At 31.7% G+C, this 24,013-nt stretch carries 20 protein-coding genes, 2 pseudogenes and 1 riboswitch; all 22 genes and pseudogenes read left to right on the top strand.

Annotated features, from left to right (window positions below; genetic code table 11):
• Positions 1-69: pseudogene (locus tag B3630_RS15790) on the top strand (tRNA (uridine(34)/cytosine(34)/5-carboxymethylaminomethyluridine(34)-2'-O)-methyltransferase TrmL); the annotation flags it as partial.
• Between the two features lie 513 nt (positions 70-582).
• Positions 583-688, top strand: a riboswitch (glycine riboswitch).
• A 126-nt stretch (positions 689-814) separates the two neighbouring features.
• Positions 815-1,192 carry a GrdX family protein gene (locus tag B3630_RS15785; protein WP_346899825.1) on the top strand — a complete coding sequence of 126 codons (378 nt, stop codon included), beginning with the start codon at positions 815-817 and terminating at the stop codon, positions 1,190-1,192.
• A 15-nt stretch (positions 1,193-1,207) separates the two neighbouring features.
• Positions 1,208-2,131 (top strand): thioredoxin-disulfide reductase, encoded by a 924-nt coding sequence (trxB, locus tag B3630_RS15780; protein WP_346899823.1) that lies wholly within the window; start codon positions 1,208-1,210, stop codon positions 2,129-2,131.
• Positions 2,132-2,203: 72 nt separating this feature from the next.
• Entirely contained in the window at positions 2,204-2,533 is a 330-nt protein-coding gene (locus B3630_RS15775; RefSeq protein WP_150845085.1) for a thioredoxin domain-containing protein, read from the top strand.
• Between the two features lie 100 nt (positions 2,534-2,633).
• Positions 2,634-3,920 carry a glycine/sarcosine/betaine reductase component B subunit gene (locus B3630_RS15770; RefSeq protein WP_346848974.1) on the top strand — a complete coding sequence of 429 codons (1,287 nt, stop codon included), beginning with the start codon at positions 2,634-2,636 and terminating at the stop codon, positions 3,918-3,920.
• Between the two features lie 65 nt (positions 3,921-3,985).
• Positions 3,986-4,453, top strand: a complete 468-nt coding sequence (grdA, locus tag B3630_RS15765) for a glycine/sarcosine/betaine reductase complex selenoprotein A (RefSeq protein WP_084178130.1) — start codon at positions 3,986-3,988, stop codon at positions 4,451-4,453.
• A gap of 86 nt (positions 4,454-4,539) precedes the next feature.
• A complete protein-coding gene (gene grdB / locus B3630_RS15760; RefSeq protein WP_346899821.1) occupies positions 4,540-5,844 on the top strand; it encodes a glycine reductase complex selenoprotein B in 1,305 nt (434 codons plus the stop codon).
• Between the two features lie 174 nt (positions 5,845-6,018).
• Entirely contained in the window at positions 6,019-7,557 is a 1,539-nt protein-coding gene (gene grdC, locus B3630_RS15755; protein ID WP_346899819.1) for a glycine/sarcosine/betaine reductase complex component C subunit beta, read from the top strand.
• A 100-nt stretch (positions 7,558-7,657) separates the two neighbouring features.
• Positions 7,658-8,821, top strand: a complete 1,164-nt coding sequence (gene grdD / locus B3630_RS15750; RefSeq protein ID WP_346899817.1) for a glycine/sarcosine/betaine reductase complex component C subunit alpha — start codon at positions 7,658-7,660, stop codon at positions 8,819-8,821.
• A gap of 218 nt (positions 8,822-9,039) precedes the next feature.
• Positions 9,040-10,140, top strand: coding sequence for a BMP family ABC transporter substrate-binding protein (locus B3630_RS15745; protein WP_346899815.1), 1,101 nt, complete (start codon positions 9,040-9,042; stop codon positions 10,138-10,140).
• A gap of 231 nt (positions 10,141-10,371) precedes the next feature.
• Positions 10,372-11,904: an ABC transporter ATP-binding protein gene (locus B3630_RS15740; RefSeq protein ID WP_346899813.1), complete on the top strand. Its 1,533-nt coding sequence runs from the start codon at positions 10,372-10,374 to the stop codon at positions 11,902-11,904.
• Position 11,905: 1 nt separating this feature from the next.
• The gene (locus tag B3630_RS15735; protein WP_346899811.1) at positions 11,906-12,982 is read left to right on the top strand and encodes an ABC transporter permease; all 1,077 of its coding nucleotides are present in this window, start codon (positions 11,906-11,908) and stop codon (positions 12,980-12,982) included.
• Entirely contained in the window at positions 12,975-13,916 is a 942-nt protein-coding gene (locus B3630_RS15730; protein WP_346899809.1) for an ABC transporter permease, read from the top strand. Before B3630_RS15735 ends, B3630_RS15730 begins: the two co-directional genes overlap by 8 nt.
• 163 nt (positions 13,917-14,079) lie before the next feature.
• Entirely contained in the window at positions 14,080-15,465 is a 1,386-nt protein-coding gene (gene rpoN / locus B3630_RS15725; RefSeq protein WP_346899807.1) for an RNA polymerase factor sigma-54, read from the top strand.
• 217 nt (positions 15,466-15,682) lie between these two features.
• Positions 15,683-16,723, top strand: coding sequence for a sugar-binding transcriptional regulator (locus B3630_RS15720; protein WP_346899805.1), 1,041 nt, complete (start codon positions 15,683-15,685; stop codon positions 16,721-16,723).
• Between the two features lie 219 nt (positions 16,724-16,942).
• A pseudogene (gene gap / locus B3630_RS15715) lies at positions 16,943-17,933 on the top strand (type I glyceraldehyde-3-phosphate dehydrogenase).
• 105 nt (positions 17,934-18,038) lie between these two features.
• On the top strand, positions 18,039-19,235 hold the full coding sequence (locus B3630_RS15710) for a phosphoglycerate kinase (RefSeq protein ID WP_346899803.1): 1,197 nt from the start codon (positions 18,039-18,041) through the stop codon (positions 19,233-19,235).
• Between the two features lie 181 nt (positions 19,236-19,416).
• Positions 19,417-20,163, top strand: a complete 747-nt coding sequence (gene tpiA / locus B3630_RS15705; RefSeq protein ID WP_346899801.1) for a triose-phosphate isomerase — start codon at positions 19,417-19,419, stop codon at positions 20,161-20,163.
• A 20-nt stretch (positions 20,164-20,183) separates the two neighbouring features.
• Positions 20,184-21,710 carry a 2,3-bisphosphoglycerate-independent phosphoglycerate mutase gene (gpmI, locus tag B3630_RS15700; protein WP_346899799.1) on the top strand — a complete coding sequence of 509 codons (1,527 nt, stop codon included), beginning with the start codon at positions 20,184-20,186 and terminating at the stop codon, positions 21,708-21,710.
• Positions 21,711-21,784: 74 nt separating this feature from the next.
• The gene (gene eno / locus B3630_RS15695; RefSeq protein WP_346899797.1) at positions 21,785-23,080 is read left to right on the top strand and encodes a phosphopyruvate hydratase; all 1,296 of its coding nucleotides are present in this window, start codon (positions 21,785-21,787) and stop codon (positions 23,078-23,080) included.
• A gap of 183 nt (positions 23,081-23,263) precedes the next feature.
• The gene (secG, locus tag B3630_RS15690; protein ID WP_346899795.1) at positions 23,264-23,497 is read left to right on the top strand and encodes a preprotein translocase subunit SecG; all 234 of its coding nucleotides are present in this window, start codon (positions 23,264-23,266) and stop codon (positions 23,495-23,497) included.
• Positions 23,498-23,631: 134 nt separating this feature from the next.
• On the top strand, positions 23,632-23,946 hold the full coding sequence (locus tag B3630_RS15685; protein WP_346899793.1) for a YerC/YecD family TrpR-related protein: 315 nt from the start codon (positions 23,632-23,634) through the stop codon (positions 23,944-23,946).
• Positions 23,947-24,013: the final 67 nt, after the last annotated feature.

Raw genomic sequence — 24,013 nt, 5'->3', positions numbered from 1 at the left:
CTTTCCAACACAGTTGCTATAATTGCTTATGAGGGATTGAGACAAATAGGATTTAAAAATATGAAGTAGTGTATTAAAAGGATATGATTTAAGGTCATGTCCTTTCACATTATTATAAATAGAATAAAAGTGTATATTTTAAACACAATATACAAATAAATTTATTGTGTATTGAGGGTTTCAAGTATTTTATAATAATAGTAAAGCACAAAAATTAATTTATAGAAAAAATAATAACCATATTTAAAAAGTTAAAAAAATATCAATGTGTATTTACGTTTATACTCAGAGCAATTTGAATATATCATAAGTAAATTTATTTTTAAATTTTTTCTAAAAATAAAAAAAATAGGTATATGAATATGCTCTAGGGGTTGGTATGCAACGAATTTATCTATATTAATAAAGGATACATATAGAGGATATAACGATATATATAATTGACAGAATATTTTCATTAAAAAAACTTTATAGAAACTATAGAAAAATCAAATAACAAAACAATAAAAATATGTAGAATATTAGACAAATATATTATATACTAATATTAAAGATAGAAAGTAAAGAAAATAATAATTTTGGATGATATTTTCGGGAGAGAATCTATTAAATTAGGTAGCCGAAGAAGCAAGTATTTATTTTGCCAAATAAATATGAAACTCTCAGGCAAAAGGACCGAAAACGGACAAAACTCTGGAAAGCGTATATGCACCGAAGGAGCAAAACTCTCAGGTTAAAATACAGAGGCATAGGGCAAAATATATTAATATTTTGCGCTATGCTTTTTTATATGCACCTAATAGGAGGAATTTAAATGATAGAACCATTATTTATTGTAACTAACAATCCTATGTCAAAAGAAAAATTTGAAGAAAAGTTTAAAGTTGAGTTTATAGATGTGCCGCAGTTGGATATACTAAAAAAAGTAAGAAATTATATTCATAAAGGTAATAGAATACTTACTCATCCATTGATGGGAAGTGTAAAGCCCAATGAAACTCCTTACAGAACTGTTTGTGTTTCAACGGAGGTTGTCAATGGAGTTGATTTGCAGTCTTTAGAAATTATAGAAAATGCTATAATTACAACAGAAAAATTTTTAAGAGATTTTAACACTCCAAAATGGAGTGAAAAAATATTAACAGATTTTCAAGTAATAGATTCAGACTTAATAGATCATGCTATTAACTAAGGGAGGTATATTGATATGTCACAAATTTATGACACTATAATAATTGGAGGAGGACCTGCAGGGTTATCAGCAGGACTATATGCTTCAAGATCACGAATGAAAACGTTAATCATTGAGAGAGCAAAATACGGTGGTCAGGCAACAACAACTGACGAACTAGAAAATTATCCAGGTTCAATTGAAGAGTGTACTGGAACAACATTAAGTCAAAGAATGAGACAACAAGCAGAAGATTTTGGTACTGAGTTTGTTAAAGACGAAGTAGTTGAAACTGTTTTAGAAGGTGATATTAAAGTTATTAAATGTAGAAAAGGTGAATATCAAGCTAAAACAATAATAATTGCAACTGGAGCGACTCCAAGACTTGGTGGATTTAAAAATGAGATAGAGTTAAGAGGTAGAGGAGTTTCTTATTGTGCTACATGTGATGCAGATTTCTTTACTGATCTTGATATTGCTGTAATTGGCGGTGGTGACTCAGCTATTACTGAAGCTATATATCTTGCTAAATTTGGTGAAACTGTTACTGTAATTCATAGAAGAGATTCATTAAGGGCAGCTAAATCACTACAAGAAAAAGCTTTTGCAAATCCTAAAATCAAATTTATTTGGGACTCTGTTGTAGAAGAAGCTAACGGAGATGAAATTCTAGAAAGCTTAACTATAAAAAATAGAAAAACTAGTGAAATTAGTACTTTAGAAGTTAATGGTTGCTTTGTATTTGTTGGATATTTACCAATTTCAGAACTGTTTAAAGATAAAGTAAACATGACTGAAAGAGGAGATATAATAACTGATGAAGAAATGAGAACTAACATACCAGGAGTATTTGCAGCTGGAGATGTTAGAGAAAAATCATTAAGACAAGTTATTACAGCGGCAGCAGATGGAGCTATTGCAGCTACTAATGCGGAGCATTATATAGAAAATTCACATTAGAATATAATTTATTTACTTTAGGTAAATTATATATTAATAAATATTTATAATCTGAAAGGTAGGTAAAATACAATGGTAGAATTAAACAAAGATAATTTTGAGTCAGAAGTTTTAAACAGTGATAAACCAGTTTTCGTAGATTTTTGGGGAGATAAATGTGAAATATGTATAGCTTTAATGCCAGGTGTTCACGATTTAGAACCTAAGTATGAAGATAAGATAAAATTTGCTAGCTTAAACATAGGTGGAGCAAGAAGAGTTGCTATAGGACAAAAAGTTCTAGGACTTCCAACTATGAAAATTTACAATGGTGGAGCTTGTGTTGCTACAATAACTCCAGATAAAATTGCTACACTAGATGATATAGAAGGATTTATTAAAGAATACTACGAAACATTATAATTTCAATGTTAAAGGTTTAAAAGGTTATTAGATGAGGAGGATTACCTCCCATCTTCTAATAAATAAAAAGTGACCTATATATTTTTAGGAGGTGAAGGTTTTGCGTCTAGAGATTGGAAAGATATTTATTAAGGATCTTCAATTTGGACCAGAAACAAAAGTTGAGAACGGAGTTCTTTATGTAAACAAAGAGGAGTTATTAAACGAGGTATCTGGTGATGAAAGAATTGCAAGTATCGATTTTGATATTGCAAGACCAGGTGAGGAAGTTAGAATAATACCTGTAAAAGACGTAGTTGAACCAAGGGTTAAAGTAGAAGGAAATGGTGGAATATTTCCAGGTTTCATTAGTAAGGTAGATACAGTAGGTTCTGGAAGAACGCATGTTTTAAAAGGAGCTGCAGTTGTAACTACTGGTAAAATAGTTGGTTTCCAAGAAGGTATAGTTGATATGAGTGGAGAAGGTGCTAAATATACACCGTTCTCAAAAACAAATAACCTTGTAATTATATGTGAACCAAAAGAAGGAATTTTACAACACGATCATGAAGAAGCAGTAAGAACTATAGGATTTAAAGCAGCTACATACCTTGGAAAAGCAGGTAAGAATGTGGAACCTGATGAAGTAAAAACTTATGAGACATTACCACTTTTACAACAAGTTCAACAATATCCAGAGTTACCTAAGGTAGTATATGTATATATGCTTCAAACACAAGGATTATTACATGATACTTATGTATATGGTGTAGATGCTAAGAAAATAATTCCTACATTTATTTATCCAACAGAAGTATTTGACGGAGCTATCGTAAGTGGAAACTGTGTATCGGCTTGTGATAAGAATCCTTCTTATGTTCATATGAATCATCCAATAATAGAAGATTTATATGAAAGGCATGGCAAGGACTTTAACTTCTTAGGTTGCGTTATAACAAATGAAAACGTATATCTAGCTGATAAAGAGAGATCATCAAATATGGTTGCTAAGTTAGTAGAATTCTTAGGAGCAGATGCTGCTATAATTTCTGAAGAAGGATTTGGAAACCCAGATGCAGACTTAGTTATGAACTGTAATAAGGTTACAGCTAAAGGCGTTAAAACTGTTTTAGTTACAGATGAGTATGCTGGTCAAGATGGTATGTCTCAATCATTAGCAGACTCAACTCCAAAGGGTGATGCGGTAGTAACTGGAGGTAACGCTAACGAAGTTGTTATTTTACCACCTATGAAAAGAGTAATAGGCCATGTAGATGCTGCAAATACTATTGCTGGTGGACACATGGGAAGCTTAAGAGAAGATGGATCAATTGAAGCTGAAATCCAAGTTATTACTGGAGCAACTAGCGAAGTAGGATTTAACTATTTAACAGCAAAAGGATATTAATTTTAAAATATAACTAAAAAGTTTAGTTTAATGATTATGAGTACATTGAAAAGGAGATAGATACTATGTTACAAGGAAAAAAAGCTATCTGTATAGGAGATAGAGACGGAATACCAGGACCAGCTATAGAGGCTTGTGTTAAATCAGCAGGAGCAGAGGTTGTTTTTGCATCAACAGAGTGCTTTGTCTGAACAGCTGCAGGTGCAATGGATCTGGAGATCCAACAAAGAGTTAAAGATTTAACTGAAAAATATGGTGCAGAAAACATGGTGGTAGTAATCGGGGGAGCAGAAGCAGAAGCATCTGGATTATCTGCTGAAACAGTTGCTGCTGGAGACCCAACATTTGCAGGGCCTTTAGCAGGAGTTGATCTTGGATTATCTGTTTTCCACGTTGTAGAGCCAGAAATAAAAGCAGAGTGTGATGAAGCTATTTATGACGAACAATGCGGAATGATGGAAATGGTTCTTGATGTTGATGCTATTATAGAAGAAGTTAAAAATGTAAGAGACCAATTCTGTAAATATCTTTAATAAATAATTTTAATAGAAAATGTTAAATTAATTGACCTAAGAAATAGAATTTCTAGAGGGCAAGTCCCATGAAAGGGGGAAAACCTATGTTAAAAGTTGTTCATTATATAAACCAATTCTACGCAGGAATAGGCGGAGAAGAAAAAGCTGATATTAAACCTGAGGTTCGTGAAGGGTTTGTAGGACCTGGACTTGGATTAAATGGGTTATTAAAGAAAGAAGACGTTGAGATAGTTGCTACAGTTGTTTGTGGAGATTCTTATTATGCTGAGAATACAAAAGAAGCTCAAGCAGAAATTATCGAAATGGTAAAAAAATATAATCCAGATTTATTTATAGCTGGACCTGCATTTAACGCTGGAAGATATGGTGTTGCATGTGGAGATGTATGTAAGGCAGTTAAAGAAGAGTTAAATATACCTGTATTATCTGGAATGTACATTGAAAATCCAGGTGCAGACATGTATAAAAAAGATTTATATCTTATCTCTACAAGAAATAGTGCTGTAGGCATGAGAGATGCATTACCTAAAATGGCTAAATTAGCTATTAAATTAGCTAAAGGAGAAGAAATAGGTTCTCCAGTAGAAGAGAACTACATTGAGAGAGGCATAAGAAAGAACTATTTTGCAACTGAAAGAGGATCTAAAAGAGCAGTTGATATGCTTGTTAAAAAATTAAAAGGTGAAGAATTCGTTACAGAATTTAAAATGCCTGACTTTGATAGAGTTGACCCAATGCCAGCAATAAAAGATATAACTAAAGCTAAAATTGCTATAGTTACATCTGGTGGTATAGTTCCGAAAGGAAACCCAGATCACATAGAGTCATCTTCAGCTTCTAAAATTGGTAAATATGATATAGAAGGAATTAATAATTTAACTGAAGAAACTTTTGAAACAGCACACGGTGGTCATGATCCAGTGTATGCTAATGAAGATCCAGATAGAGTTATTCCAGTAGATGTCCTAAGAGATCTTGAAAAAGAGGGAAAAATAGGATCATTACACAGATACTTCTATTCTACAGTTGGTAATGGTACAGCTGTTGCATCTTCTAAAAAATATGGTGAGTTTGCAGCTAAAGAATTAATAGCTGACGGTGTGGATGCAGTTGTATTAACCTCTACGTGAGGAACTTGTACACGTTGCGGTGCAACGCTTGTTAAAGAAATAGAAAGAGCTGGACTTCCAGTAGTTCACATGTGTACTATTACTCCAGTATCTTTAACTGTTGGAGCTAACAGAATAATTCCTACAGTAGCTATTCCTCATCCACTTGGAAATCCAAACTTAACAAAAGAGGATGAATATACATTAAGAAGAAAGCTTGTTGAAAAGGCTTTAAAAGCTCTTGAAACAGAAGTTGATGGACAAAAAATATTTGAATAATTAAAATTAATAATTTAGTAATTAGGGGATTACCCCTAATTACTAAATATATTAATAAGAAATTACCTAGTTTGCACAATGTACAATGAATAGTTTGTACCTATTTATTATAGATTGTGCAAATTACAAAAAAATTATTATAAACGCACATTATTAAGGGAGGTTGAATTAAAAATGAATTTTCCAGTTATAAAGAAAGCATCTTATATTTTAGTGAATACTCCAGATATGGTAATACATAATGGAACTACACAAACATTAGAAAAACAAACAAATCCAGATTCAGAATATTTAAAGGCTATAAAAAATAATTTAAGAAGTTTTGAGGATGTTGTAGCGTATGCACCAAATCAAACTTATATAGGAAACATTACACCAGAAGAGCTAGGCGAAATGCCAAGACCGTGGGTTGGAAAAAACGTAGAAAATGCTAATAGATTTGGTAAGTATGGTGAAATAATGCCACAAGATGAATTCTATGGATTAATGAAGATATCAGATGTATTTGACTTAGTTTTATTAGAAGAATCTTTTGTTGAAACTATAAAAGAAAAATTAGCTAAGCATCCATTGCTAAAAGAAAAAGCAGGAAAAATTACTGGAGATGAAATGGCTAAAATTGAAGAGTTAGTTAATAATGCTGGAGCAGAAGGATTATATATAGATGGGAAACTTGTTGGTTGTGTAAGAAGAGCACATGAATTTGATCCGAATCTTTCAGCACACTATATGCTTGAAAATTTAGCGGTTAAATCATCAGGAGTACTTGCTGGAATGCACCTAGTTGACAATTTAGATATTCCTGTAGAAGAAATAGGCTATATAATAGAATGTTCAGAAGAAGCAATAGGAGATATGAACCAAAGAGGTGGCGGAAACGTTGCCAAATCAATAGGTGAAGTTGTAGGTCTTTCTGGAGCTACTGGTTCAGATATGAGAGGATTCTGTGCAGGACCTACTCATGCATTAATAAATGCAGCATCACTTGTTAAGAGTGGAATATTCAAAAATGTATTAGTTATTGCAGGTGGAGCTACTGCTAAGCTTGGAATGAATGGTAAGGATCACATAAAAAAAGAATTACCAGTACTTGAAGACTGTTTAGGAGGATTTGCTATTCTTGTTTCAGAAAATGATGGAGTAAGTCCAATTTTAAGAACTGATATAATTGGAAGGCATACAATTGGTCATGGTGCTTCTCCACAAGCTGTGCTTGAAGCATTAGTACTTGATCCATTAACAGCAGCTGGATTAAAAGTAACAGATGTAGATAAGTATGCACCAGAAATGCAAACTCCAGATATAACTGAACCTGCAGGAGCTGGAGATGTTCCAACTCAAAACTATAAAATGATTGGTGCTTTAGCTGTTAAGAAGGGGCAATTAGATAGAAAAGAACTGCCAGGATTTATAAAAGAACATGGGTATCAAGGTTATGCTCCAACTCAAGGACATATCCCATCTGGAGTGCCAATAGTGGGACATGGAATAGATCACATTAAAGACGGAGTTTTAAATAACTTTATGATTGTAGGAAAAGGAAGTTTATTTTTAGGAAGAATGACTAACTTATTTGATGGAGTTTCTATACTAGTTGAAAAGAATACCGGAAAACTAGACAATGAGTCAGGTGTTAGTAAAGAAGAGGTTAAATCAATGGTAGCAGATGCCATGAAAGATTTTGCAAGCTTTTTAATGAACTCTGATAAATAGAGCATTAAAACTCAGAAGGAGAATTACTCCTACTGAACCTTAACAATTACTAATTTATCTCTTTAAATATAAGAGATTATTAAAGAAACGGGGTGTAGAAATGAGTCAAAAGACTACTAAAGCAATGATTGCTGAAGTATTTAATGATATAGCAACAGGAATAAAAAGCGGACAATTCAAGAAAAAAGTTAGAATAGGCTTAACTATACTAGGTTCTGAACATGGAGTCGAAGAAATGGTTAAAGCTGCTGAACTTGCAAAAGTAAAATATGGCGATTTTCATATAGTTTTAATTGGACCTAAAGTAGATGCTGATTTTGAAGTAATAGAAGTAAAATCAGCTGAGGAAGGGCATAAAAAAATGACATCTATGTTGGAATGTGGAGAATTAGATGGTTGTGTTACTCAACACTTTGATTTTCCAATAGGAGTTTCTACAGTAGGTAAAGTAATGGCTCCTGGAAAAGGAAAAGAAATGATAATTGCTACAACCACGGGAACTACTTCTACAAATAGAGTTGAAGGTATGGTTAAGAATGCTATATCTGGGATATCTGTAGCTAAAGCTAGTGGCGTTAAAAATCCAAAGGTTGGAATACTAAATCTTGATGGCGCTAGGCAAGTGGAGAGAATTCTAAGAGAAACTCAAGAAGGTGGATATGACATATATTTTACTGAATCATTAAGAGCTGATGGGGGAGCTGTAATGAGAGGAAATGACCTTTTGGCAGGGACTCCAGATGTTATGGTTTGTGATTCATTAACAGGAAACCTATTAGTTAAAATATTCTCTTCATTTACTACAGGTGGAAATTATGAAACGGTAGGAGCTGGATATGGTCCTGGAATTGGAGAAAGCTATGATAAATTAGTTAATATAGTTTCAAGAGCCTCAGGAGCTCCTCTTATTGCAGAAGCTTTAAGATTCTGTGCAACCTGTGCAGAAAATAAGGTTTTAGACATAGCTAGGGATGAGTTTAAGTCAGCTAATGTAGCTGGATTAAAAGAATTTATAGATAAGACTACAAGAAAAGCTAACAAACTTCAAGAAGAGGAAGCGGTAAAAATACCACCTAAAAAGGTAGTAACTTTCTCTATAGCAGGTATAGATATACTAGAGCTTGAAAATGCATGTAAAGCACTTTGGAAAGAGGGTATATACTCAGAGAGTGGAATGGGTTGTACAGGACCAATAGTACTTGTTGCTGATGAAGACGGTGAAAAAGCTCAACAGGTATTAAAGAATGCTGAGTTTGTATCTTAAAATATAAATAATAAAAATAAAATTGACTGTGGTTTCACAGTCAATTTTTATTTGATTTTTACGGATAATTATGGTATATTCAGCATATAAATATATGAAATTAAACAATATAGAATAGATTTATATGCATGATAAAAATTTTTTATTAGGTTATAATACATACTATAATAAAAATTTTTATATATTTATATTACTTATTTATATCAGGAGGGTTTAAGATGAAAATGAAAAAAATAGTTGCTCTTATGGCAACGGTTGCTATGACCGCATCCTTACTTGTAGGTTGCGCTGGCAGCGAAAACGATGACAAAGGTACAGCAAGTGAAGGCAAAGATACTCCTAAATCAGAAGTATCAATAGGTCTTTCAACAGATGAAGGTGGATTAAATGATAAATCATTTAACCAATCAGCCGATGAAGGAGTTAAAAAAGCAGTAGAGGAGTTTGGAGTTAAATATTCTCCAATTGAAGCTCAAAAGAAAGAGGAATATGAGCCTAACCTACAAGGGTTAATAGAGAATGGTTCTGATTTAACTTTTGCAATTGGGTATCAATTAGCTGATGCAGTTACTAATGTAGCTAAAAACAACCCAGATTCAAAACTTTGTATTATTGACTCTGTAGTTGAAGCTGATAACGTAATGTCAGTAACTTTCAAAGAAGAAGAGGGTTCTTTTTTAATGGGAGTTATAGCTGGATTAACTACTAAAACTGATAAAATAGGATATATCGGCGGAAAAGATAATGAAACAATACAAAAATTCGAATGCGGTTTTGCTGCTGGAGTTAAAGCTGTTAATCCAAAGGCTGCTGAAGGTCTTTTAAGTGCAGATGGAAAGAACCCAGGAACAACTGTTAAATATGCAGATTCTTTTGCAGATACAAATAAAGGTAAAGAACTTGCAATATCATTATATGGAGCTGGTTGTGATGTAATATATCATGCAGCTGGTGGAGTAGGGACAGGAATGTTCCAAGCTGCTAAAGAGTTAAAAGATTCAGGTAAAGAAGTTTGGGCTATTGGTGTTGATAAAGATCAAGCAGTTTCTCTTCCAGAATTTAAAGGTGTTATCCTTTCTTCTATGATGAAGAGAGTTGACAATGCTACTTATGATGTAACAAAATCAGTTGTAGAAGGAACATTCAAAGCGGGTCATATTGAATTAGGAATTGCTGAAGGTGGAGTAGGTATGGCTGCAACAACTAAAGATAATACTGCTGCTGATGTAATTAAGAAAGCAGAAGAGTATGAAACTCAAATTAAAGAAGGCAAAATTAAAGTACCTGCTACAAGACAAGAAGTTATTGATTTTAAATAAACAATGAATAAGAGATAAAAAGCTAGATTTTACATCTAGCTTTTTTTTATACCTTTTGATAGTATATTTTTATGAAAGTAAAATAGTATGAAAAATAAAAAAAATATTAAATGAAATATTTTTATGGTATAATGAGAAATGGATTCTATAAAGTGCATATCGTATTTTAACTAATGTTAAGTATTTTAATTTAGTATGTAAACGTAGGTAATATTATAAGGAGGAAGGGAAATGGAAAAAGTAATTGAAATGAAAGGTATAACTAAAGTTTTCCCTGGTACCATTGCAAACGACAGCGTGGACTTTGATTTATTGCAAGGAGAAACACACGTATTGTTGGGTGAAAATGGTGCAGGAAAAACTACCTTAATGAATATACTTTATGGCTTGTATCAGCAAGAAAAAGGTGATATTTATGTTAATGGAAATTTGGTTAAAATTAACAACCCTAGTGAAGCGATAAAGCTTGGAATAGGTATGGTTCACCAACACTTTATGTTAGTTCACAACTTTACAGTAGCTGAAAATATTGTACTTGGATGTGAACCTAATAAGGGATTGTGTATGGATAGAAAAAAGGCCTATAATGATGTAAAAGAATTATCAGATAAATATGGATTTTCTATAGATCCTAATGCTATTATTGAAGACATATCTGTAGGACAACAGCAAAAGGTAGAAATTCTTAAGGCTCTTTATAGGGGAGCAAAGATTCTAATTCTCGATGAACCAACAGCTGTTTTAACACCACAAGAAATTAAGGAACTAGGCAAAATATTAGAAAATTTAAAAAAAGAAGGAAAATCTGTTATCCTTATAACTCATAAGCTAAAAGAAGTTATGAGTATGAGTAATAGGGTTACTATAATTAGAAGAGGTAAGGTTACTGGTATCGTTAATACTACTGATACTAGTATTGATGAATTAGCTGAGTTGATGGTTGGAAGAAAAGTAAATTTAGTAGTAGAAAAAAGAGAATCAGAATTAACAGGAGAAGTTCTTAAGGTTGAAAATTTATCTGCAAATGATCAAAGAGGGATTCCTGCTGTTAAAAATGTTTCCTTTACTGTTAATGGAGGCGAAATTTTAGGGATTGCAGGAGTAGATGGGAATGGACAAACAGAATTACTAGAAGTGCTTACAGGTCTTAGAAAAGGTCATAATGGAAAAATGTTATTAAATGGAAAAGATTTATATGGAAAATCTCCTAGAGAAATTATTGACTCAGGTGTTGGACATATTCCTGAAGATAGACATAAAAGAGGACTTATACTAAAATATTCATTATTTGAAAATTCTATTCTTGGAATTCATAAAAACAAAGAATTTAATAAAGGCATTATGATGGACTATAAGGCTATTAAAAAACATTGTGATACACTTATAGAAGAATTTGATGTAAGAACACCGAGTAATGAAGTAAATGCTTCTGCTTTANNATCTGGAGGTAATCAACAAAAGTTAATTGCAGCTAGAGAAATCTCTAAAGACCCAACATTATTAATTGCAGCTCAACCTACAAGAGGTATAGATGTAGGTGCTATTGAATATATTCATAGTAGACTTGTAGATGAGAGAGATAAAGGAAAAGCGGTACTTTTAGTATCTTTAGAATTAGACGAAATTTTAGCTCTTTCAGATAGAGTTGCTGTTATGTATGACGGTGAAATAGTAGATATTTTAGACAGAAAAGATGCAGATGAGCAAAAACTAGGTATACTAATGGCTGGTGGAAGCTTAGATAAGAAAGGGGAAGAGAAATAAAATGAATATTAAAGTTAAGGATACAATAAAGGCTATACTCTTTCCTGTAGTAGCAGTTATGCTTTCTTTATTTATATCAGTATTTTTTGTTATGTGGGCAAAAGGGTATTCAATAACTCAATATTTTACAGCTCTGACTGATTTAATTTCAACTATATGGACTGGTAGCTTCGGAACACAAAGAAATACTATGACTACATTAGCGGAAGTGACACCTTTAATTTTTACTGGTGTAGCTAATGCTGTAGCTTTTAGATGTGGACTATTTAATATTGGTGTAGGTGGTCAATTTGTACTAGGTATGGTTGCGGCTTCCATAGTAGGAACGATACCAGGATTAAGCCCTATAGTACACATTCCATTAATAATAGTAAGTGGTATAGTTGCTGGGGGAATTTGGGGAGGAATACCAGGATTTCTTAAGGCTAAGTTTGGAACTAGTGAAGTTATAAATACAATTATGATGAACTATATTTCTATAGCACTTGCAAACTACATTATCCTTAGAACGGCCTTCGGAGTTCAAGGGAAATCAGCAACTCCAATGATACAAGACAGCGCTAAGCTTGCAAGATTTATTCAAGGAAGTTCAGCTAATATAAGTTTATTTATTGGTATTATTACAGCTATTCTTATGGCATTTATATTATGGAAAACTACCATTGGATATGAGATAAGGGCTGTTGGTATAAATCCTCATGGTGCAGAATATGGTGGAGTAAATGTTGCTAAAAATGCGGTTTTAGCTATGGTGTTATCAGGAGCTATAGCTGGCCTTGGTGGAGCTACACATGTAGCTGGTGTTAAACATTTAATTCAGGACTTTATGGTAGTTCCTAGCTATGGATTTGATGGTATAGCAGTAGCACTTTTAGCTAAAAAGAATCCAGTAGCGTGTATTTTATCAGCCATATTATTTGGAGCTTTAAATAGTAGTTCAAGGGCTCTTCAAATAAGTGGAATACCAAAAGAAATAGTATTTTTAATTCAATCAGTAATTATTATATTTGTAGCAACAGATTACATTGTAACTTACTTTGGAAATAAGAAAAAGAAAGGGGAGATAATGAATGGATAATATAATTATTGTTAGTATTATTGCATTGATAACAGCTACTTTAAGGATAGCTACACCTCTTATCTTTACAGCCTTAGGAGGAGTGTTCTCTGAGCGTTCAGGAGTAGTAAATATAGGTCTTGAAGGAATGATGATCATAGGAGCATTTTTTGCTGTATATGGAACACATATAACAGGTAGTCCTGTAGTAGGAATAGTGTTTGCTTTAGTAGCAGGTGGATTACTTGCATTAATTCATGCATTCCTTAGTATTCACTTAAAATCAGATCAGGTTATTTCTGGTACGGCTATTAACTTGTTTGCTACAGCTTTAGCTAGTTTCTTGATATATATTTTGTTTGATGGAAAGGGTGGCCAAACAGATTTAGTAACTCTTCTTCCATATAATTTGCCTAAATTTATTACAAATATTCCAATTATCGGAGACGTTTTGTCGGGGTTAAACTGGTTTGTAATAATGGCAATAGTATTGGTGTTTGTAGCTAATTTTGTAATTTATAAAACTTCTATTGGACTTAGAATTAGATCTGTAGGAGAACATCCAAAGGCTGCAGATACATTAGGGATAAATGTATACTTAGTAAGATATATCTGTGTAATATTATCAGGAATGTTAGCAGGTCTTGGTGGAGCTGCTTTATCAATTGGTATTACACCAATATATAGAGAAGGAATGATAGCGGGTAGAGGATTTATTGCTTTAGCAGCTGTAATCTTTGGTAACTGGACACCAATTGGTTCCTTTGGAGCTTGTTTGTTATTTGCTTTTGGTGAAGCATTCCAGATATTTGCCCAAGGGCTTGGATGGTCATTGCCATCTGAAGTATTTACAATTATACCATATCTATTAACTATGTTAGCACTTGCTGGATTTGTAGGTAAAACCAATGCACCAGCTGCTTCAGGAGAAGCATATGAAAAGAATGGTAGATAATATTTAATTAATTTAAATTTTTATATAGTTTAGAGAGTTAGTTTTTATAGGCTAACTCTCTTTTTATAAATTATTGTCAGGGAAATATGGATTTGGCTCTATTTAATTAGAAATATTATATAATTTATGATATGATTAATTAAGATGAGTAGGAGGGATATTTATGAATTTAGGCTTTGATTTAAGGCTATCACAAGAACAAAAATTGATTATGACAATGGAGATGCAACAATCAATAAAGTTATTACAAATGTCATCCTATGAACTTTTACAACATATTGATAAGGAATTACAAGAAAATGTAGTTTTGGAAGTAGAAAATAATTTAGAAACAGCTAAAGAAGAAATAGTTGATAATGAGTTGAGAGAGTATAGAGAATTAATTAGAGACATGGCCATGGATAATTATAATGATAGATCATACTACAAACATGAAGAAGATGATTTGGTATCACCTTTTAATTTTATAAGTAGCAAACCTACTATTAAGGATTACTTAAGAGAACAAGTTATGCATAGTGATTTAGATAGACAAGACGAGTGTATTTGTAGATATATTGTAGATAATATCGATCATAGAGGATATTTAGATGAAAAGATTATAGATAATTTAATGGAAGAACTGAGTATTTCAAAAGATTCAGCTATGAGATGTGTAGATATAGTTCAGGGACTTGAACCGCCTGGAATATGTGCTAGGTCACTGAATGAATGTTTGATACTTCAACTGCATAGGAAAAATGTAATGAATAATTATGTTGAGGAAATAATAAATAATTATTTATATGAATTATCAAAAGGGCAATATCAATTAATTGGTAGAAAACTTGGAATAGTGGCTAAAAGAGTTCAAGAATGTGAAGATATAATAAAAAAATTGGAACCTAAACCTACCAGGGGATTTTTTACTGGTGAAGAGATTGGATATTTGATTCCAGATGTTTATATAAAAAAAATAAGTGATGAATATGTAGTTTTAATGAATGATAATTTATTACCTAAATTAATAATTAATAATACATATAAAGATGTAATTAATAGCAGTAATGATTCGGAAGCTATAGATTATGTAAAAGACAAAATAAGTAGTGCTATGTTTTTGATTAAAAGTATACAAAATAGAAAAAATACTTTGTGTAAAGTCATGGAGGAAATAGTTAAAAATCAAGAGGAGTATCTAGATAAGGGTAATAATTATATAAAACCTATGACTATTAAATATATAGCTAATAGTTTAAATATACATGAATCTACGGTTGGTAGAGCTATTAGAGATAAATATGTAGCTCTTCATACAGGGGAAATTAAGAGAATAAAGGATTTGTTTACTAATAGTGTAAACATTTTAAGTCAAGATATATCATCTGTTAGTGTAAAAGATATGATAAAGAATATAATAGAATCTGAAGACAAGTCAAAACCGCTATCTGATTCAGTTATATGTAAAATTGTTAATGAAAAAGGCATAGATATTTCTAGACGTACTATAGCTAAATATCGAGAGGAGTTAGGAATAAAATCCTCATCTCAACGAAAAAGATTAATATAGATTTTGATATTCCATATGAAGTATTAATTTATTAATATGATTTATATGGAATTAATTTTTTGAATAAATTGTAGATGAATGTAGAAATATAACTTATATAAAATTAACATAAGTACTTAACAAACAATGAATATTGTCATATAATATAAATAGGAATTTAAAATGTTTATGGGACAAATTGTGTCCATAGGGACATATTTTGTCAATGGGGTGAAAGATGGAGAAGTTATTGAAATTACAGCAGAAGGTGGTGCCGGAATTGCTAGAAGTTTTAGAGATGCGATATACCATATTAAAAAATATAAAGTATAGAGAACCCATAGGCAGAAGGCTGCTGTCAACCATAGTAAATTTAAGTGAAAGGGTTGTAAGAAGCGAAACAAATCTATTGAAAACTCAAGGATTAATTGACATTAAGTCCTCTGGTATGTGCATTACTGAAGAAGGTGATGAAGTTTTTATTGGACTTAAGGCTTTTATGAAGGAATTAAGTGGTTTAAATAATTTAGAAGAGGAATTGAAGAAAATTCTTAAAGTTAGAGAAGTAATAGTTATTAATGGAAATGTAACAGAAGATAATTCATTATATCCTGAACTTGGTAGGGTAGCGGGTAATTATTTAAAAAGTATTATTAAAGATGATATTACAATATCGCTTACAGGAGGACGCACAATTAAGGAGGTAGTTTACAATTTCCTTCCAATGACTAAATATAAAGGTATAAAGGTTTTACCTGGAAGAGGTGGTATGGGAAAGGAAACAGAAATACAATCTAATACCTTAGTAGAGATTTTAGCAAATAAGTTAGATGCTACTTATGAATTGTTACACATTCCAGATAACATAAGTAGTGATTCTTTTAAAGCGTTGATTAAGGAATCAGATATTAAGGAGACTTTTGAACATATAGAGAAATCAAATATTCTTATCCATGGTATAGGGCTGGCTAAAGATATGTGTGATAAGAGAAGTTTAGGTAAGGACGTAAAGGAAAGAATATTAGAATTAGGAGCTATAGGAGAAGCTTATGGACATTATTTTAATAGAAAAGGTGAGGTTGTATATTCTATGCCTTCAATTGGAATAACTAAAGATAGAATTGAAAATATTCCTAATGTAATAGCTGTAGCAGCAGGTGTTGAAAAGGCAGAAGCTATTATGGCTATACAAATGGATAAATTAAATTCAACATTAGTTACTGATGAGGTTACGGCAAAAGAAATTTTAAAATTATTTTTAAATAAAGTTGATTGTTAATACTTAATGATTTTATCCTAGAGTTATTTACTAAAGTACTTATATATTTTTTAAATTAATATATTATGATTTTTCGTCTTCTATGCTTTAGAATGAATATGTATATAAGGAAATGTATCTCTAGATAAGGATTTTTAGGATGAAATCTCCTAAAAGTCTGTTTATATGAATTAAGTTTAATATAAAAATTATTAAATTAAACGTTGGAGGTATTTTATGATGGTTAAAGTTGGAATTAATGGATTCGGTAGAATTGGAAGAAATGTATTTAAGGTTTTGGTAGATAAATATGGAAATGACATAGAAGTTGTAGCAATTAATGATTTAACAGACCCTGAGACACTAGCACATCTTTTGAAGTATGATACCCTTTATGGAAAATTCAATGGAACAGTTGAAGCTACTGAGAATTCAATTATAGTTAATGAAAAGGAAATAAGAATATTTGCAGAGAGAGATCCTAAAAATATACCATGGGGACTTCAAGGTGCAGATATTGTAATAGAATCTACAGGATTATTTACAGATGCTGAAAAAGCAAAGAGTCATATAGAAGCTGGGGCTAAAAAGGTGTTAATTTCCGCACCAGCAAAAAATGAAGATATAACAATTGTACTGGGAGTAAATGAAGATGAATATGATGCTAAAAATCATAATATTATTTCAAATGCTTCATGCACAACTAACTGTTTAGCTCCTTTTGCAAAAATTTTAGATGAAAAGTTTGGTATAGTACAAGGTCTTATGACTACAATACACTCATATACTAATGATCAAAAAATATTGGATGCGCCACATAAAGATTTAAGAAGAGCTAGAGCTGCAGGAGAATCAATGATTCCAACAACTACAGGAGCGGCAAAAGCGGTTGCATTAGTTTTACCACAGCTTAAAGGAAAATTAAATGGTATGGCAGTAAGGGTTCCAACACCAACAGTTTCAATGACTGATTTAGTATGTGAACTTGGCAAGTCAGTGAGCGCAGAAGAGGTTAATGGGGCTTTAAGAGAAGCAGCAGAAGGAAAACTTAATGGGATTTTAGGATTCTCTGAGGAACCATTAATTTCAATGGACTTTAGAGGTGATGAGAGATCTTCAATTGTAGATGCATTATCAACTATGGTTATGGGAGATANNTTGGTATGATAATGAGTGGGGTTACTCAAATAGGCTAGCAGATTTAACAAAATATGTTGCAGATAGGTTATAATCTTCAAAATGTGTTAAAATAGGTATGTAATAAAAATCTAGTTCTAAGATTTGTGATTGAACTAGATTTTTATTACAATAAGTTTAAAAAAAAGGAGATTTTAATATGTCATTTAACAAGAAATCATTAGAAGACATCCAGGTGAAAGGTAAAAAAGTTTTAGTAAGGTGTGATTTTAATGTACCTATAATAGAAGGTAAAATTACTGATGAAAATAGACTGCTAGGAGCAATACCTACTATAAAGTACTTAGTTAACCATAATGCAAAGGTTATCTTATGTTCACATTTAGGAAAACCAAAGGGGGAGCCTAAACCAGAGCTTTCGCTATCACCAGTAGCAGCGAGATTAAGTGAACTATTAAATAAAAATATAATTTTTGCGGCGGATGATGACGTAGTGGGAGATAACGCAAAATCAGCTATTTCAAGTATGGATGATGGAGATATAGTACTATTACAAAATACTAGATTTAGAAAAGAAGAAACTAAAAATGAAGAAAATTATTCTAAGGAATTAGCTTCTCTTTGTGATTTATTCGTAAATGATGCTTTTGGAACAGCACATAGAGCTCATTGTTCTACAGTAGGAGTAACTGAGTTTGTAGAAGAGTCAGTTTGTGGATATTTAATTCAGAAAGAGCTTAAGTTCTTAGGAGAAGCTATAGAACATGCTAAAAAACCATTTACTGCTATTTTAGGAGGTTCTAAAGTATCAGATAAAATTAATGTAATAAATAATCTTTTAGAGAAAGTAGACAATCTTCTTATAGGAGGAGCTATGGCATATACTTTCCTTAAAGCTAAAGAATATAAAATGGGTATATCAAGGGTAGAAGAAGATAAAATTGATTATGCACTAGAGATGATGAATAAGGCTAAAGAAAAAGGAGTAAAATTATATTTACCGATAGACCACGTAGTAGCTACAGAATTCAATAAAAATGCAAATCCAGTAATAACAGAAGATGAAAATATACAAGATGGACATATGGCTTTAGATATAGGACCAAAAACAAGAGAATTATATGCGAAAGTGATAGCAAAGTCTAAAACTATTATTTGGAATGGTCCAATGGGAGTTTTTGAATTTGAAAACTTTAATAGGGGAACAATAGCAGTAGGAGAAGCTATGGCTAATTGTGATGGAATTACAATAATTGGTGGAGGAGATAGTGCTGCGGCTGTTAATATATTTGGTCTAGGAGATAAAATGACCCATATTTCAACAGGTGGTGGAGCTTCTTTAGAATTTTTAGAAGGAAAAGAACTTCCAGGAATTGTTGCTTTAAATGATAAATAAATATAAAATCTATAAAGAAAGTAATAAACAAGATAAAATCCTGTTTATTTACTTTCCTTTTTGAGAGTAATATATTATATTTGAGTTAGAGAAAAAATGTAATATGTATCTTAAGGAAAAAATTTGAATATAGTAGCATTATTAAAGATGTGTTGCAAAGTTATTAATAGGAGGATTAATCATGAGAAAAGCAATAATAGCAGGAAACTGGAAGATGAATAATACAATAGAAGAAGCAGTAAATTTAGTTAAGGAATTAAAGCCTTTAGTAAATGATGCTATCTGTGATGTAGTAGTTTGTCCCACTTTTTTAAGTTTACCAGCAATAGTTGAAGAATGTAAGGGAAGCAATATTATGGTTGGAGCTCAAAACATGCATTTTGAAGAGTCAGGTGCTTTTACAGGAGAAGTTTCTCCATTAATGCTTAAAGAACTAGGAGTAAAATTTGTTATAATTGGACATAGTGAAAGAAGACAGTATTTTAATGAAATAGATGAAACTATTAATAAAAAGTTAAAGACTGCTTTTCATCACAAGATTACACCTATATTATGTGTAGGTGAAAGTTTACAGCAAAGAGAACTAGGAATAACTGAAGAAGTATTAGGTGCTCAAATAAAGCAAGATTTAATTGAAATAAAAAAAGAACAAGTTGAAAATATGGTTATAGCCTATGAGCCTATTTGGGCAATAGGGACAGGAAAAACTGCAACTGCTGATGATGCTAATGATACAATAGGATTTATTAGAGGAGTTATATGCAAGTTATATGGAGAAGAAGTTGCATATAAAGTTAGAATTCAATATGGTGGATCAGTTAAGCCATCAACTATAAAAGAGCAAATGTCAAAGGAACATATAGATGGAGGATTAATAGGTGGAGCTAGTCTTAAAGCTTCAGATTTTGCAGCTATTGTAAATTACTAATAAAAGGATGGTCAAATATTATGAATAAAAAACCAGTAATGCTAATGATATTAGATGGTTTTGGAATAAGCGACAATGTGGATGGAAATGCAGTTAGAGAGGCTAATAAGCCTAACTACGATGGATTAAAGGCTAAATATCCTCATACCACATTATCAGCTTCTGGTCTAGATGTAGGGCTTCCTGAGGGTCAGATGGGCAACTCAGAAGTAGGACACTTAAATATAGGTGCGGGAAGAATAATATATCAAGAATTGACTAGAATAACAAAATCAATTAAAGATGGCGATTTCTTTGAAAATAAAGCCTTTAATATTGCTATAGATGAGGCGTTGAAAAATAACTCAGCTGTTCACTTAATAGGATTATTATCAGATGGAGGAGTTCATTCTCATATAAATCATGTAAAAGCTCTTATAACTCTTTGTAAGAGAAGGGCTGTAAAAAAAGTTTTTGTTCATTGCTTTTTAGATGGAAGGGATGTATCACCAACATCTTCAAAAATATTTATAGAAGAGTTACAAAACCATATGGATAGTGAGGGAATAGGAGAAATTGCAACTATCTCTGGTAGATATTATGCTATGGATAGAGATAATAGATGGGAAAGAGTACAATTAGCCTATAATGCAATGGTAAAAGGTGAAGGAAATACTAGTACTTCCCCATTTGCAGTTGTAGACGATGCTTATCATGATAATAAAACAGATGAATTTGTAATTCCAAGTGTAATTGTGAAGAATGGTAAACCGATAGCTACTATAAAAAATAAAGATTCTATAATATTTTTTAACTTTAGACCAGATAGAGCAAGAGAGATAACTAGAGCTTTAAAAGATAAGGATTTTAAAGGTTTTAAAAGAGAAAGTTTAGATGTAACCTATGTATGTATGACTCAATATGATAAAACTATTGAGGATGTGCAAATTGCGTATAAACCTGAGAGTCATGAGAATACATTAGGTGAATATGTTAGTAGCAAAGGATTAAAACAGCTTAGAATTGCAGAAACAGAAAAATATGCTCATGTAACTTTCTTCTTTAATGGTGGAGTAGAGGAGCCTACTAAGGGTGAAGATAGGGTGTTAATTCCATCACCTAAAGTAGCAACCTATGACTTAAAACCAGAAATGAGTGCATATGAAGTTACTGATGCAGTATTAGAATGTATTGAAAAAGATGAATATGATTTAATTATATTAAATTATGCTAATCCAGACATGGTTGGCCACACTGGAGTTATTGAAGCTGCAGTAAAAGCTATTGAAGTTGTAGATTATTGCTTAGGCAAGGTTGTAAATAAAGTACTAGACCATGATGGTACAGTGTTTATTACAGCAGACCATGGTAATGCGGAGTCTATGATTGATTATTCTACAGGTAAACCAATGACTGCACATACTACTAATCTGGTTCCATTTACATACGTAAGTAGAGAAGTAGGAACTCTTAGAAGTGGAGGAATACTTGCAGATATTGCTCCAACTATCTTAACAAAGATGAAACTAGATATTCCAAGTGAAATGAGTGGGAAATCATTAATTTAAGTTACTAAGTTATTAAGTTAGAATATTTAGCCATGCTAAATTTATTATAAACATAATATGAAGGAGGAAAAGAAATGAAACAATATGTTGAAATTATTGATGTCTATGCAAGACAAATATTAGATTCAAGAGCGTTCCCAACAGTAGAGGTTGAAGTTGTGCTAGAGGATGGTACAGTAGGGGTAGCTGCAGTACCTTCAGGAGCATCGACAGGTCAATTTGAAGCTGTTGAATTAAGAGATGGAGATAAATCTCTATACAATGGAAAAGGTGTATTAAAAGCTGTTGATAATGTAAACAACATAATAGCAGAAGAATTAATAGGAATGAATATATTCGATCAAGTTGCTATAGATAAGACTATGATAGAATTAGATGGAACTAATAATAAAGAAAAATTAGGTGCTAATGCTACTTTAGGAGTGTCTCTTGCTTGTGCAAAAGCTGCTTCTAATTACTTAGGACTTGGTTTATATCAATATATTGGTGGAGTTAATGCTAAAGTTTTACCAGTACCTATGATGAATATATTAAATGGTGGAAAGCATGCTGATAATAATGTGGACTTACAAGAGTTTATGGTTATGCCAGCAGGAGCTACATCTTTTAGTGAGGCTTTAAGAATGGGAGCTGAAGTTTACCATGCTTTAAAAGGAATCTTAAAAGCTAAAGGGCTAGGTACAGGTGTTGGTGACGAGGGTGGATTTGCTCCAGATTTATCATCAAATGAAGAAGCAATAAAAGTTATAATCGAAGCAATAGAAAAAGCTGGATATGTTCCAGGAAAAGATGCTTTCATAGCACTTGACCCAGCATCTTCTGAATTCTTTGAAGATGGAAAATATAATCTTGCTGGAGAAGGAAGAATGTTAACTCCTCAGGAGATGGCAGATTACTATGTAGAATTATGCGAAAAATATCCAATAATATCTATTGAAGATGGTATGGCTGAAGAAGATTGGGAAGGGTGGAAGTATTTAACTGATAAGATAGGTAAAAAAATTCAATTAGTTGGAGATGACTTATTTGTAACTAATACTTCTAGACTTGGAATGGGAATTGAAAGAGAAACTGCAAACTCAATTCTTATAAAATTAAACCAAATAGGAACTTTAACTGAAACTTTAAATGCTATAGAGATGGCTGCAAGAGCTGGTTATACTGCAGTAGTTTCTCACAGATCTGGAGAAACAGAAGATACTACAATAGCTGATTTAGTAGTAGCTACAAATGCAGGCCAAATTAAAACTGGAGCTCCTGCAAGAAGTGAAAGAGTTGCTAAATACAACCAGTTATTAAGAATCGAAGAAGAACTTGGTGATATGGCTGAATTTAGAGGATTAAAATCTTTCTTTAACATAAAAAGATAATTAATTTTTATAATAAAAATATCGAACAAATGTAAAATTTGTTCGATATTTTATTTATATATTAGAAATATATATTAATTTAATATATATATTTACATTTATTACTGTTTTCATTGTAAAAATATTTTTACTGTGATAAAATATATTACATGTATAAGGATAAAGAATTAAGGGGGCATAATAATGATAACAGCATTAAAGGTTGTAATAATTATTTCCGCATTAACAGTTATATTAGCAACATCTCTTCAAGAAAGTAAATCATCAGGTTTAGGTGGTTTAGTAGCTGGAAGTTCAGAAACTTTTTATAGCAAGAATAAAACTAAAACAAAGGAATCATTTTTAGCTAAACTTACTATAGTAGCAGCAGTTATTTTTGCAGGATCAATTATAGGAATAAACATATTTATACTTTAACTAAAAGCTATCCAGGGGGATAGCTTTTGTATTTAATGTTTGATAAAATTATATTAAAGATTAAATGTTTACACTTTAATATGATAACTTTATAATGTATATAGATGAATTTTTTAGTGATAGGGGAGAAAATAATGAGTGGATATGTTTCAAAACTTGAAACTTCAGAAATGGATTATCTTGTTGATGCAATTAGATCTCTTAAAACCAGAGAGGAAGTATATAGGTTCCTTGAAGATGTTTGTACAATAAATGAAATAAAAGCTATGGAGCAAAGACTTCAAGTTGCAAGAATGCTTAAAGAGAGAAGAACTTATTTAGATATCGCTAGTAGTACTGGAGCTAGTACTGCTACCATAAGTAGAGTCAATCGTTCTTTAAATTATGGAAATAATGGATATAAGGTAGTGTTTGAAAGAGTCGATTGGAAGGAATATGAAGATAAATAGAAAATTATAAGTAATCATAGATTAATTAGAAGAAAAAGTCTTACTTTAAAGTAAAATGTACCCTATA

Origin of the sequence: Clostridium sp. UBA7503, assembly GCF_002477055.1 — a bacterium.
GTDB classification, from domain to species: Bacteria; Bacillota; Clostridia; order Clostridiales; family Clostridiaceae; genus Clostridium_J; species Clostridium_J sulfidigenes.
The sequence above is the reverse complement of the archived record's forward strand: the minus strand, read 5'-3'. Positions and strand labels throughout refer to the sequence as shown.